Annotated in this window: 12 protein-coding genes and 1 pseudogene; 6 read left to right on the top strand and 7 right to left on the bottom strand. The window is 56.3% G+C overall.

Going from position 1 to position 13,024, the window contains the following annotated elements:
• Positions 1-20: 20 nt before the first annotated feature.
• Positions 21-866: a PhzF family phenazine biosynthesis protein gene (locus ACTJKZ_RS18315; RefSeq protein ID WP_161736400.1), complete on the bottom strand. Its 846-nt coding sequence runs from the start codon at positions 864-866 to the stop codon at positions 21-23.
• Between the two features lie 106 nt (positions 867-972).
• On the opposite strand from ACTJKZ_RS18315, the gene ACTJKZ_RS18310 reads away from it, so the two are divergent.
• The gene (locus ACTJKZ_RS18310; RefSeq protein WP_161736399.1) at positions 973-1,596 is read left to right on the top strand and encodes a glutathione S-transferase family protein; all 624 of its coding nucleotides are present in this window, start codon (positions 973-975) and stop codon (positions 1,594-1,596) included.
• On the opposite strand, the gene ACTJKZ_RS18305 is transcribed toward ACTJKZ_RS18310, so the two are convergent.
• A complete protein-coding gene (locus ACTJKZ_RS18305; protein WP_161736398.1) occupies positions 1,563-3,050 on the bottom strand; it encodes an aminotransferase-like domain-containing protein in 1,488 nt (495 codons plus the stop codon). The two genes, ACTJKZ_RS18310 and ACTJKZ_RS18305, sit on opposite strands and share 34 nt — an antisense overlap.
• A gap of 134 nt (positions 3,051-3,184) precedes the next feature.
• Between ACTJKZ_RS18305 and ACTJKZ_RS18300 the strand changes: the two genes are divergently transcribed.
• Entirely contained in the window at positions 3,185-3,772 is a 588-nt protein-coding gene (locus ACTJKZ_RS18300) for a LysE family translocator (protein ID WP_161736397.1), read from the top strand.
• Here the strand turns inward: ACTJKZ_RS18300 and ACTJKZ_RS18295 are convergent.
• The gene (locus ACTJKZ_RS18295) at positions 3,769-6,153 is read right to left on the bottom strand and encodes a phosphoketolase family protein (protein ID WP_440829911.1); all 2,385 of its coding nucleotides are present in this window, start codon (positions 6,151-6,153) and stop codon (positions 3,769-3,771) included. The two genes, ACTJKZ_RS18300 and ACTJKZ_RS18295, sit on opposite strands and share 4 nt — an antisense overlap.
• Before the next feature lie 478 nt (positions 6,154-6,631).
• On the bottom strand, positions 6,632-6,973 hold the full coding sequence (locus ACTJKZ_RS18290; RefSeq protein WP_440829910.1) for a hypothetical protein: 342 nt from the start codon (positions 6,971-6,973) through the stop codon (positions 6,632-6,634).
• Between the two features lie 233 nt (positions 6,974-7,206).
• Here ACTJKZ_RS18290 and ACTJKZ_RS18285 point away from each other — a divergent pair.
• Positions 7,207-7,281 (top strand): annotated as a pseudogene (locus ACTJKZ_RS18285) (IS3 family transposase); the annotation flags it as partial.
• Positions 7,282-7,343: 62 nt separating this feature from the next.
• Here the strand turns inward: ACTJKZ_RS18285 and mqo are convergent.
• Both mqo and ACTJKZ_RS18275 read right to left on the bottom strand, forming a co-directional pair.
• Positions 7,344-8,960, bottom strand: a complete 1,617-nt coding sequence (gene mqo / locus ACTJKZ_RS18280) for a malate dehydrogenase (quinone) (protein ID WP_161736894.1) — start codon at positions 8,958-8,960, stop codon at positions 7,344-7,346.
• 510 nt (positions 8,961-9,470) lie between these two features.
• On the bottom strand, positions 9,471-9,926 hold the full coding sequence (locus ACTJKZ_RS18275) for a carboxymuconolactone decarboxylase family protein (RefSeq protein ID WP_161736895.1): 456 nt from the start codon (positions 9,924-9,926) through the stop codon (positions 9,471-9,473).
• A 57-nt stretch (positions 9,927-9,983) separates the two neighbouring features.
• On the opposite strand from ACTJKZ_RS18275, the gene pdxR reads away from it, so the two are divergent.
• The gene (gene pdxR, locus ACTJKZ_RS18270) at positions 9,984-11,420 is read left to right on the top strand and encodes a MocR-like pyridoxine biosynthesis transcription factor PdxR (protein ID WP_440829909.1); all 1,437 of its coding nucleotides are present in this window, start codon (positions 9,984-9,986) and stop codon (positions 11,418-11,420) included.
• Here pdxR and ACTJKZ_RS18265 read toward each other — a convergent pair.
• Positions 11,410-11,652, bottom strand: a complete 243-nt coding sequence (locus tag ACTJKZ_RS18265) for a DUF1158 domain-containing protein (protein WP_161736897.1) — start codon at positions 11,650-11,652, stop codon at positions 11,410-11,412. The genes pdxR and ACTJKZ_RS18265 overlap by 11 nt on opposite strands.
• Positions 11,653-11,968: 316 nt before the next feature.
• Here ACTJKZ_RS18265 and mntP point away from each other — a divergent pair, with 316 nt between their 5' ends.
• Both mntP and azuC read left to right on the top strand, forming a co-directional pair.
• Entirely contained in the window at positions 11,969-12,544 is a 576-nt protein-coding gene (gene mntP, locus ACTJKZ_RS18260; RefSeq protein WP_161736898.1) for a manganese efflux pump MntP, read from the top strand.
• A gap of 116 nt (positions 12,545-12,660) precedes the next feature.
• Positions 12,661-12,738 (top strand): stress response protein AzuC, encoded by a 78-nt coding sequence (azuC, locus tag ACTJKZ_RS18255; RefSeq protein WP_123809971.1) that lies wholly within the window; start codon positions 12,661-12,663, stop codon positions 12,736-12,738.
• Positions 12,739-13,024 lie beyond the last annotated feature (286 nt).

The following is a 13,024-nucleotide window of genomic DNA, read 5'->3' as shown; positions in this document are numbered from 1 at the left end:
AAACACGACGCCGCCGCATTTTACAGCGTAATGGTGCCGTCGATGACGGTCACGGTATTGCCGCTAATCCAGATGGTCTCACCGGCAAAGGTCACATTCACCCGACCAGCACGCTGCAGGGCCGTGCCCTGGCGAACGCGATAGGGGGTGGTTTGCCCCGCCGCGGCAAAGTAGCGCGCCAGACAGGCGTTGGCACTGCCGGTGACCGGATCTTCGGTCAGACTGCCATTCTCTACCAGCAGGCCGCGCACTTCATACTGCTCAGGCTCGTCCGCAGGCAGACGACCAAAGGGCATGATGCCCGAGACACCCGCATGCTGAATCAGTCGCTGCAATTCACTGACATCGGGCTGCAGCGCCAGTACCGCTTCAGCGCTAATCATCGGAATGAGCAGCCAGCGAATCCCCATGTCCACTATCGTCGGACTTTGCGTCAGATCGAACGCATCGCAGTTTAAGGCGTTACTCATCCGCGCATCCTGCCAGGGCATCAGCGTGGCAGCCGGCGCGGCAAAGGCCAGGTCCGCGTCACCTATCTTCACCGTCACGTTACCGACGCCGCACTCCTGCACGATTTCACCCGGTGTGCGGGTTGGCCAGCCCGCCTCCAGCAGCGCATGGGCGGTGCCCAGCGTCGGATGACCGGCAAACGGCAGTTCCCCTTCAACGGTAAAAATACGCACCCGATAGTCCGCCTCTTCGTGCTGTGGCGGCAGGACAAAGGTGGTTTCCGACAGGTTTGTCCAGCGGGCAATCGCCGCCAGCTGGCTGTCGCTTAACCCCTGAGCATCCATGATCACCGCCAGCGGATTGCCGTTAAAGGCTGATGAGGTAAACACATCGACTTGCTTAAACGCGACCTTCATTGTGACTCCTTACTGTGGCTTTAGTGTGGCCTTTTCTCTGCCGGATGATTGCTTATAACAGCTAACAGCGTTATCAATAAGTTAAAGATTTTATCGGAGACTGTGAATGCTGACGATCCTGGGACGCGCCTCCTCAATCAACGTGCGCAAAGTATTATGGCTGTGTGACGAGCTGGAACTCGATTACCAGCGCGAAGAGTGGGGCGATGGCTTCCGTTCAACGCACCTGCCCGAATTCATGGCACTCAACCCGAATGCGATGGTGCCGGTGCTGAAAGATGGTGACTTTGTGATGTGGGAATCCAACGCCATTCTGCGCTATCTGTCGAACGCCTATGGCGGTGAATGGCTTTATCCTCTGCATCCGCAGACGCGTGCACCTGTCGATCAGTGGATGGACTGGCAATCCACCGAACTCAACACCTCATGGCGTTACGCCTTTATGTCGCTGGTGCGAAACTCACCGGCCCACCAGGACCCGCGACTGTTGGCTGCGGCCAGCAAAGGCTGGGCGCACACTATGAGCATTCTCAATCAGCAGCTGGAAAAAACCGGGCGCTACGTCGCCGGACGCAATTTTACCCTGGCAGACATTCCGATTGGCCTGGCGGTAAACCGCTGGTTTGAAACCCCGCTCGATCATCCCGACTATCCGGCGGTGCGCACCTATTACGAGCGCCTGACTGAACGTCGCGGCTATACCGTCTGGGGCCGCAACGGTACACCCTGAGCCTGGCCGCACGACACGCCTGCCAGTTCACAGGCGAGTTCACCTGCGCGCTGAATCGCCCGGGTATAGCGCGCATCAAACGGATAGCAGCAGGAGAGACGCAGCGCATGGTTGTAGCGCTCACTCAGCGAATAGAGCGCGCCAGGCGTGACGCAAATCTGCTCCTGCAGCAGTCGATCAAACATCTCTGTGGTATTCACGCCGCCCGGTAACTCAACCCAGAAAACAAATCCACCGCGTGGCAGCGTCGCGCGGGTTCCCACCGGGAAGTAACGGGCGATCAGACCGCGCGCCTCATCCAGATTGGCCGCGTAGCGACGGCGTAGCGTGCGCAGATGATGGTCATAACCGCCGGACGCAAGAAACTCCGCCAGCGTTTCCGAGAGCAGGGCGGATTCGGCCATCGACGACACTGCTTTCAGTCGGGCAATCGCATCATGAAAACGACCTGCGGCGGTCCAGCCAAGTCGGAAATCGGGTGCCACGGTTTTGGTGAAGCTGGTGCAGTAGATCACCCAGCCATCGCGATCAAAGGCTTTCACGGCGGGTGAGAGCGGCCAGTCGAACTGCAACTCGTCATAAAGCCCATCTTCAATCAGCGGAACGTGGTAAGTATTCACTAACTTAGCCAGCCGCTTCTTATTCTCCAGCGACATGCCGCAGCCCAGCGGGTTCTGCACGCTGGGCATCGCAATCAGTGCCTTAATACGCTGCTCCTGAAGCAGCATCTCCAGCGCATCCAGCGACAGGCCATGCTGCGGATCGGTAGGGATTTCCAGCGCCTTCAGGCCCAGCGACGCCAGCAGGGGGAAGAGGAAAAAGTAGGTCGGCGACTCCAGCCCAACGCAGTCGCCGGGCTGCGTCACCGCCCGCAGCGCCAGTTGTAAAGCCTCCATGCAACCATGGGTCAGGGTGATCTCATCGGCGGTGAGCGTTTGCCCGGCGTGCAGCGCCCGTCGCGCAATCTCCTCCCGTAAGCGCTCACTACCGGGTGGAAGTGCATAGCGCCCGATGATGTTGGGATGACGGCGCAGCAGTGAGGCGGTAATCCGGGCGATGCGCGCCGCCGGAAACAGCTCGCTGTCCTGCGGGCAGGCCAGGGAAATATTGGTGTAGTCGGGATGATTCTGCGCTGCAAACACCTTATCGATCAGGTCGAGCTTACCGCTGCTGGGGTCGCGTACCCGGGCTTTATGCTGACCGTGACGGGTTACAGCCGGCAACACGCCGCGCACGTAGTAGCCCGACTGCGGCCGCGCCTCAATCAGCCCGCGATCTTCCAGCATCTGCCAGGCATTCAGCACCGTATTGACGCTGACCTGGTGTGACTGCGCGACACGGCGGATCGCCGGCAGGCGTTTACCGGGTTTCAGCGTGCCCTGATGGATGGCCTCAGCGAAGCTGTCTGCGAGCTGCTGATAGAGCGGCTGATTGGAAGCAGGAGTAAGGGACACAGAAGCCTCCGGCGTGGATGGGTACAATTGCTGTTAACGGGAACTGTAACCATTACAATAGTGATTTTGTGTCACTGTTACCATCTCTTTCTCCGCCGTAGCATAGAACGCTGTCCACTTTCAGGAGAGCCACGATGCTCGATCCCTCTTTCTTCAGTTACGTTACCGTGATGTCGATTACGCCAGGCCCGAACAATCTGTTGCTGGCGACATCCGGGGTCAATTTTGGCATGCGGCGGACCCTGCCGATGGTGTTTGGCATTCTGGTGGGCTGCGCGGTACAGACAGTGATTGCCGGGATGGCATTGGAGGTGTTGCTGCACTGGATGGCGGCGATTCGCCTGCCGCTGACGCTGGCAGGCTGTACCTATCTGATGTGGTTATCCTGGAAAATTTTTCGCGCCGGTGCACCGGAAGCGCGAACCCGGGCACAGCCGATGACGCTGGTGGGCGGTGCCTGCTTCCAGGCCATCAACCCCAAAGCCTGGCTGATGGCCACCAACGTCGCGCTGCTTTACAGCGGCAGTAGCGGTGTGCTGACGGTGATGATCGCCTTTATGCTGCTCAATCTGCCCTGCATCCTGATCTGGGCTGCGCTGGGCGATCGCCTGCGCAGCCATCTGCAGATTGCCTGGAAGCGTCAGCTGTTTAACAGCCTGATGGCGCTGTCACTGGTGGCGACGACCGTCTGGATGCTGACCGACGCGCTGCTGGCCGCTTAATCAGGTGCACCGGGTGCGGTGGCCGACGGCCATTTCCAGTTCTGCACCTCCGGCAAATCTTCGCCATGTTCACGGACATAGCGATGATGCTCCGCCAGACGCTGCTGTAAATCCTCCAGCAGTTCCGGATGTGTATCGGCCAGTCCCGGCACGCGCAGAATCGCCTCCTGCGCGAGATGATAGCGGTCAAGCTCGTTCAGCACCGTCATATCAAATGGCGTGGTGGTAGTTCCCTCTTCATTGAAGCCGCGCACATGGAAGTTGCGGTGATTGGTACGGGAATAGGTCAGGCGATGGATCAGCGTCGGATAGCCGTGGAAGGCAAAGATCACCGGTTTGTCCTGGGTAAACAGCGCATCGAACTCCGCATCAGATTTGCCATGCGGATGCTGCTCTTCCGGCTGTAGCGCCAGCAGGTCGACTACATTCACCACGCGGATGCGCAGTCCGGGCAGCATCTCGCGCAGCAGATCGACCGCCGCCATCGTTTCCATAGTTGGGACATCACCGGCACAGGCCATCACCACATCCGGCTGTTCATTCTCCGGCGTAGTGCCCGCCCAGCGCCACTCACCCATACCCGCTTCACAATGTGTCACGGCGCTGGCCATATCCAGCCACTGCGGCGCAGGCTGTTTACCCGCCACAATCACATTGATCCGGTCCCAGGTGCGCAGGCAGTGATCGCCAACCCACAGCAGCGTATTGGCATCGGGCGGCAGGTAGATGCGCACGATGTCCGCTTTCTTGTTAGCGACATGGTCGATAAAGCCCGGATCCTGATGGCTGTAGCCATTGTGGTCCTGCCGCCAGACATGGGACGAGAGCAGATAGTTCAGCGACGAGATCGGTTTACGCCAGCCCAGTTTGCGCGAGACTTTCAGCCACTTGGCGTGCTGGTTAAACATCGAATCGACGATGTGAATAAAAGCCTCATAGCAGTTGAACAGTCCGTGGCGGCCGGTCAGCAGATAGCCTTCCAGCCAGCCCTGACACTGATGCTCACTGAGAATTTCCATCACCCGGCCATCCCGCGCCAGCTGCTCATCATAAGGCTCGGTTCGTTCCAGCCAGGTGCGGCTGGTCACGTCGAAGACGGGTGTCAGGCGGTTAGAGGCGGTTTCATCCGGGCCAAACAGGCGGAAATTATCGCGGTTACGCTGGAACAGCACGCTGAGATAGCGGCCCAGATGCTCGGTGGCCTGCGCCATCTCCGCACCTGGCTCGCTGACATCGCAGGCAAACTCTGCGATCCCGGGCGTATCCAGCTCACGACGCAGCAGGCCGCCATTGGCATACGGTGAAGCGCCCATGCGCTTATCGCCCTCTGGTGCCAGCGCCTGCAGTTCCGGCTTCAGGCGACCCTGCTCATCAAACAGGTCGTCAGGCTGATAGCTGCGCATCCACGTCTCAAGGATCTGGCGATGACCGTCATCTTCACGACAGGCCGCGACCGGCACCTGATGCGCCCGCCAGAAATCCTCCACTTTCTTGCCGTCGACCGTTTTTGGGCCGGTCCAGCCTTTGGGGCTGCGCAGAATAATCATCGGCCAGCGCGGCACGTCAGTGCTGGCGTTGCCGCTGCGCGCCTCTCGCTGATACTGAGCAATCTTACTGAAGGCGTTATCCAGTGCCTCCGCCATCAGCGGATGCATTTTTTCCGGTTCATGCCCGCAGACAAATATCGGCTCATAGCCGTAGCCACTGAACAGCTGGTGCAGGTCTTCGTCGCTGCTGCGACCCAGCAGCGTCGGGTTGGCAATCTTATAGCCATTCAGATGCAGAATCGGCAGCACCGCACCGTCACGTTCAGGGTTGAGGAATTTGATGCCGTGCCAGCTTGAGGCCAGCGGCCCGGTCTCGGCTTCACCGTCGCCAATCACGCATGGCACCACCAGATCGGGATTATCGAAAGCGGCACCAAAGGCATGGGAGAGCGAATAGCCCAGCTCACCGCCTTCATTAATCGAGCCGGGCGTTTCTGGCGCGGCGTGGCTGGGAATGCCGCCCGGAAAAGAAAACTGCTTAAACAGGCGCTGCATGCCCGCCGCATCCTGAGAGATGTGCGGATAAATCTCGCTGTAGCTGCCCTCCAGCCAGGTATTTGCCACCATGCCAGGGCCGCCGTGTCCTGGCCCGCAGATGTAGATCATATTCAGGTTCTGTTTGCGGATAACACGGTTGAGATGAGCGTAGATAAAATTCAGCCCTGGCGTGGTGCCCCAGTGGCCCAGCAGACGCGGTTTGATGTGCTCCGGTTTGAGCGGTTCGCGTAACAGTGGGTTATCCATCAGGTAAATCTGTCCGACGGAGAGGTAGTTCGCTGCCCGCCAGTAGCGGTCGAGCAGGGTAAATTCGGGTGACACAGGGGAGTAAGACATGCGGGTTCCTCCTGATCGTGCAGCTAAAAGATGCCTTAACCCTAATAGAGAATGCCCGAATCGACCAGGTAACCGGCCAATAAAAAAGGCCCCGCAACCGGATTGACCCTTAAAGCTGCTCACCCAGCAGAGTCATCTTTGAACCTATCTCTTAAAATAGCGAACCGACAAGCCTGAAAATGAAAGACCTGAGTCCGGTTGAATACCGAACCCAGGCCCTCAAAGCGCCTTAATATAAACTGTCCAGCTTTAAAGCGTTAATCGATTAAGTAAGATTTTTAAAAGGTGATATTTTAATTCTGCAAACAGCGATTTTATTTACCATATAGCTTGTAATTTATCAGTCCTGTTAATACTCCGGTTATCACTATTTTGATTGAGTCTTTTATCGTTGGTAAACCATCAATAAAATAGACCATTAAAAATAATGCTAAAATGATGAGCAGCGTATCTAAAAAAACTCTCTGTACCGGTTTCATTACCACCAGCAGGTTAGTCCGTAAGTGAAAGCCGCGCCTGTCGCATCCGTAGCTGCTCCGACAATCCATCCTGGCACCAGTCCGATTCCAGGAACGATTACGGCACCGCTCATTGAGCCCGGCACGCCGGAGGCTATTGCAAATTGAAACATATCTGTAGTTAAATCTTTTACATTACATTGGTTAAACTTCGCAGTCATAACCTGAGCAATCTCCAGATTAACATCGAATCTGTAAGATTCGGCTCCGACACCAGAGACATATTTTACTTCTAAAATATTTAATCCTTTTATGAAAATCCTTTTTAAATAATGAGTCCGGAAAAAATAACAAAATGACATATTCCTTAATGTGACACAGAGCTCATATTTTTATCGTAATTTTACGATTAACAGATAGCCAAATTTAAAGCACATGGAGTGATGCAAAGTATATCGCGGATCTGAGACTGCACGGAAATTATTATGCAGGGACACAGCATCTGCACGCTGGACTCGGCGTGTTTATATTGCGATCAGTTTAACTGAATTGATAAGGTGAAGCGGGCGATCTGCGAATAGGGTTATGATGAAAAAACGAGCGGATAAGCCTGAAACGGAAAGGCCTGAGTCCGGTTAAGTACCGGGCTCAGGCCCTGAAAGCGGCTTAATATAAACTGCCCGGTTTGCTGGGGCAATTCAGATGCAAAGCCTTCTGTTCTTCAGTGGCACATTACTTGCCGACGACGAAGGCGGTTTCCCGTCCTTCATCGTTGGCCGCCATCGGGGTGACCGGCGAGTAATCGAGATGCAGAATGCGGCTGGTTTCAGCTAACACTTTCTCTGTCAGCGCCACGTCGCCGTTCAGTTTGCGACCCCAGGAAGGGATCACCGCGCGGATTTTGTTCTGCCATTCCGGCGAAGCCATCTGCTCAGGACAGACCTTGTGCAGCAGCTCCAGCATGATCGGTGCCGCCGTAGACGCACCTGGCGAGGCACCCAGCAGCGCTGAAATCGTGCCATCCTGTGAAGCGACCACTTCGGTGCCCAGACGCAACACGGCGCCCTCTTTTTCATCTTTCTTGATGATCTGCACACGCTGACCGGCAGTGACTAACTGCCAGTCCTCCTGCTTCGCCTGCGGCACATAGGCGCGCAGCGCGTCCATCCGGTCGCGATCGCTTTGCAGCACCTGATCCATCAGGTATTTCACCAGATCAAAACTTTTCAGCCCCACTTTCACCATTGGCAGCATATTGCTGCTGTTCAGCGAAGTGAACATATCCATCAGCGAACCCTGCTTCAGGAACTTAGTCGAGAAGGTGGCGAATGGGCCAAACAGCAGCACCTGCTTGCCATCCAGCACGCGGGTGTCGACATGCGGCACAGACATCGGCGGCGCACCGACGCTGGCTTTACCGTAGACCTTGGCCATGTGCTGCGCGACGACCTGCGGATTTTCTGTGACCAGGAACGAACCGCCCACCGGGAAACCGGCATAGCCGTTGGCTTCCGGGATACCCGCCTTCTGGAGAAGCGGTAACGCCGCGCCGCCCGCACCGATAAAGATTTTACCTGCCGTCAGTGTGCGACGCGTGCCGCTGTTCAGACACTGCAGCGTCACCTGCCAGCGACCGTCGGCGAGCTGCTTCAGCTCACGCACTTCCTGACGCAGACGCAGCTGGAAATTCGCTTTCTTCTCTAACGAGGCAATCAGCTGACGGGTGATTTCACCGAAGTTCACGTCGGTGCCCATCTCCGTCCAGGTCGCGGCCACTTTCTGACTGCGGTCACGGCCATTCATCACCAGCGGGATCCAGCGGGCAATCTGCTGCGGATCTTCGGAGTAGGCCATGCCACGGAACAGGGTGCTCTTCTGCAGCGCCTTAAAGCGCTTGCGCAGGAAGTCGACATTGTCGTCACCCCAGACAAAGCTCATGTGCGGCGTGCTGTGAATAAAGCTTTCAGGGTTGCGCAGGTTGCCTTTCTGGACCTGATAAGCCCAGAACTGGCGGGAAATCTGAAACGATTCGTTGATCGTCACCGCTTTGGAGATGTCGATGCTGCCATCCGCCTGCTGAGGCGTATAGTTCAGCTCTGCCAGCGCCGCATGACCGGTGCCCGCGTTATTCCAGCCGTTGGACGACTCTTCGGCCACGCTATCCAGCCGCTCCACCATTTCGATGGACCAGTCCGGCTCTAAATCCTGCAGCCACGCGCCGAGGGTGGCGCTCATCACACCTGCGCCAATCAGCAGCACGTCAACGTCTTTGCGCTCCTGCGCGGTAGTAGTGGTGTCCTTTGCCATGGCACTCATCGCGAGCGCAAGGTTTACAGCTGAATTGCTCATGAGGCGACATCTCCTCTTCTGTTGACCTGAAGCCCAACAGTTTCGCAGGCGAAATAGTCACGCTTCTTTCGAGCGCGTTGCGCTATTTCTCTAAGGTTAAGTCTCAGGTATAGGGTTAAGCGGTGATAACGCGTTAACTGAACGTTATGCTTAGTCATCCGAATATAACATTCTCGCATCTGAATTAAACATTTGTTTATTTTTTAAATGCAGAAATGATTCAGCATAAGAATTAATCATCAGGGGCGGTGGCGTATTAGCGGTTTTTTAGAGATAAGTCAGTGAGTTAACTGAAAGTGTATGTTGCGAGAAAGCCCCATGCTGGTGCAGGGCCGGAATGGATACGAACCGTGCGGAATTATTTAATTCGCTGAAATTTAGCGATTTATTATGCAGTAAGGAATAACGGGAATCGGGTGATGAGAGCCTGAAAAGCTGCTCGTGTAAAAATAATGTTACATTTTTGTGAGTCTGAAAATACGCGCGCACCGGCGCACGCATCGGATTCACTTATGACTGATTCGCGCTGGCAGGCAGCTTTTTCAGACTTATCGCCATGCGGTTATAGGTGTTCATCAGGCCAATTGCGATGTTCAGATCGACAATACTTTTCTCGCTAAATTGCTCTTTTAATGTGGCATAGCAGGCATCCGGCGCGCCCTGCTGAGCAATCAGCGTCAGGCATTCAGCCCAGTGCAGGGCCGCCTTCTCTTTATCACTGAACAGCGTGCCGGATTCCTGCCAGACCGAGGTCAATACAATCTTATCCCAACTCATGCCTGATTTATTCAGCGCTTTGGTATGTAAATCAATGCAGTAGGCGCAGCCGTTAATCTGCGATATGCGCAGGAACAGCAGTTCCAGTAAAGTGAGCGGCAGATCGGTTTGCGCCAGATAACTGTATACGCCGCCCAGCGCTTTCATGCCTGCCGGTGCTGCACTGTGGAAATCGATACGTTCGCTCATCTTGTTGCCTCCTGGGATTGATGAGGCGATTTTCGGCCTTTCAATGGAGCAGATAAAGTGCCAAAAAATGAGAGTCTGACTGGTCCATCGCTGCTTTGCACGCTGACACTCCAGCGCGGTACGTCACGTGGCCTCAGCGAACAGCTACGCCAGCTGATTGAACAGGCGATTGGAGAAGGGCGCTTACAGCCCGGTGCGCGTCTGCCCTCCTGTCGCGATCTGGCGGTGCAGCTCGGCGTGGCGCGCGGCACGGTACGTGCCAGCTATGACATGCTGGTCGATGGTCAGTTTCTACAGGCCAGAGGTGCGGCGGGTACCTTCGTCAGCCCATTACCGCCGTTGAAACCGGTCAGCGTCGATGCTGAACGCCAGCTGCTGGAGGGTGCAGAGGGGTATGAAGCGCCACCGCTGATCTTCCAGATGGGCATTCCTGCCAGCGATGCATTCCCGGCCAAAGTCTGGCTGCGCATTCTGCAGCGTCAGACGCGCATGCAGGTCAGCAGACCGGCCAGCTATCCCGATCCACGCGGCAGCTTAGCGTTGCGGCAGGCGCTGGTGGCCTACCTTGCGGTGGCACGCGGCCTGCGCTGTCAGACGGACCAGATTATTATTACCAGCGGCTATGCGGGCGCGATGGGCCTGATTGGCCTTGCGATGGATTTTCAGGGCAAAACGGCCTGGCTGGAAGATCCCGGATTCTGGGTGGCGCGTCGCGCGGTTGACGCGCTGCGCGTTACGCCGGTTGCCGTGCCGGTTGATGCCGAAGGGTTGCAGGTGGAGGCCGGGATGGCCCGCGCGCCGGATGCCGCTTTTGCGCTGGTGACACCAGGACAGCAGGCACCGCTTGGCATGACCATGAGTCTGGCACGCCGCCATGCATTGCTGAGCTGGGCCAGTCGCGAGCAGCGCTGGATTATCGAAGATGACTATCTCGGCGAGCTTCAGCCTGGTAATCGCGCGGCTCCGGCACTGGCCGCGCTCGACAGCGAGGGACGCGTATTGCACATCGGTACCTTCAGTAAGACGCTGACGCCGCAACTGCGGCTCGGTTTTATCGTGGTTCCGACGGCGCTGACGGCCCGCTTCGGCGAGGTGTGCGCATTACTTGCGCCAGCCTCTTCGGGATTGCTGCACAATGCGGTAGCGGAGTTTCTGCGGGAAGGTCACTTTATGCGGCATCTGCGGCGCATGAAGCGCGTCTATCAGGAGCGGCTGGAGCAGATGATCGCGGCGCTCCATCCTCACTTTCCCGATCTGCAACGTGCCGGGCTGGCGGTGATTGTCCGCTTACCCGCCGGTACGCCGGATGAGGTGATTGCCCAGCAGGCAGCAGAGTGGGGCATGGCGCCGTCGCCGCTGTCGATCTGGTATCAGCAGGCGGATCAGCGCGGGGCGGGCCTGCTGCTGGGGGCGGCACATCTGCCACGTGAAGGTTATGCGCGCAGTGCCGAACGGCTAAAAGCGCTGGTCGATGCGCAGGCGGTCAGCTCCTGAACCAGCGACGCCAGACAAAGCGGATCACAAAAAACTCCAGTGCGCCCAGCAGCAAAAACCAGACGCAAAACACCACCGTGTAGAGCTGATTCAGATCCTGCAGATGAAACATCTGCAACAGGTGCTGCGCCACCGTCACGCTAAAGGCGGGTGCGGGCAGCAGCAGCGCCGAGAGAAAGCCCAGCAGCAAAATGCCACCTGGCACGATCAACGTCTCAAAAGGGTTATTCATAACCGGTTTCCCATATTTATCAGCCCGGCATTTTCAGGTAATCGGCGACAGGGTTCAATGGTGGCGTGCGCCAAAGCGCCATCCCGCAGCCCGAACCGGCCAGGTCAGACCGAAGAAAATGCTTTGCCACCATCGACTTAGCGGCATTCATAGCGAATGATAAGAGTTATAGCCTTTGCTATACTTAAATCCCTGATTTTACTGTCTTTTTATCTTCAGGTTTGCATGGTAGACTGCGCCCACTTTTTCATAACTGAACACTTTGTGTGGTGAATTCAGCGTGAATTGCCGCTTTTTCGCCCCAGGTGAATAAATCATGACCTTTATTGCCACTTTAATTCTTGCGCTGGGTATGTCGATGGACGCGTTTGCCGCTGCGCTGGGCAAAGGTGCCACACTGCATCGTCCTGGTTTTAAAGAAGCGCTGCGTACCGGTCTGATCTTTGGCTCCATTGAAGCGCTGACTCCACTGATTGGCTGGGCGCTTGGCCTGGCCGCCAGCCGTTATATCATGGCATGGGATCACTGGGTTGCCTTCAGCCTGCTGGCGTTTCTCGGTGGCCGTATGATGATGGAAGGTTTCCGTAAGACGGCCGTCACCGAACCCTGCGAAGCCCCGCAAAGCCACGGCTTTATGGTACTGGCAACTACCGCCGTCGCGACCAGCCTCGATGCGCTGGCTGTCGGTGTCGGACTGGCTTTCCTGCAGGTGAATATCATTACCACCGCGCTGACCATTGGTGCCGCCACCACGGTGATGGCGACCACAGGCGTATTAGTCGGTCGCTTTATCGGTCCGGTGCTGGGAAAATGGGCGGAAGTGCTGGGTGGCGTGGTCTTAATCGCCGTAGGCTCCACCATTCTGTTGCAGCATCTCGGCTACACCGCCTAGTGCTTTTGCACATAAAAGCGGCATTTTTGTGATCTGGTTCAAATTTATTTGCTGTTAAAACGCACAGACGCTATACTTTTTCAGTATATCTTCAACTAAATTTGAACAGGTATTTCATGAAACGCATCATTAAACACGTATTCCGCGCTTACGTTGAGACGTTCAAACACGTACCGCCGGGTGCCATGTACTAAGTACCCTGTAAGAAACCCTCGATAATCGCGGTCAGGGATCGACCTGTGATTATCACCTTTTCTGCTTTTTCTGCCTTTGCTTCTGCTGATTTAAACCCGCGTTTTTGCACTTCGGGTGCATCTGACTGGCTGCTAACACTCTCCTTCTGATTCCCCCGTTATATGCCGCTTTATGGCGACGAAACTGCTTCTGTAACTGGCGGTGACGTACCTGCTGAAATCCCCATCAATCTGCGCGCAATGGGAAAGCCTTCACGTTCAATGGAATCAGAAGCCCCCGGAATGA

It is taken from the genome of Pantoea sp. 22096 (assembly GCF_052045955.1).
Classification (GTDB): Bacteria; Pseudomonadota; Gammaproteobacteria; order Enterobacterales; family Enterobacteriaceae; genus Pantoea; species Pantoea alfalfae.
The sequence above is the reverse complement of the archived record's forward strand: the minus strand, read 5'-3'. Positions and strand labels throughout refer to the sequence as shown.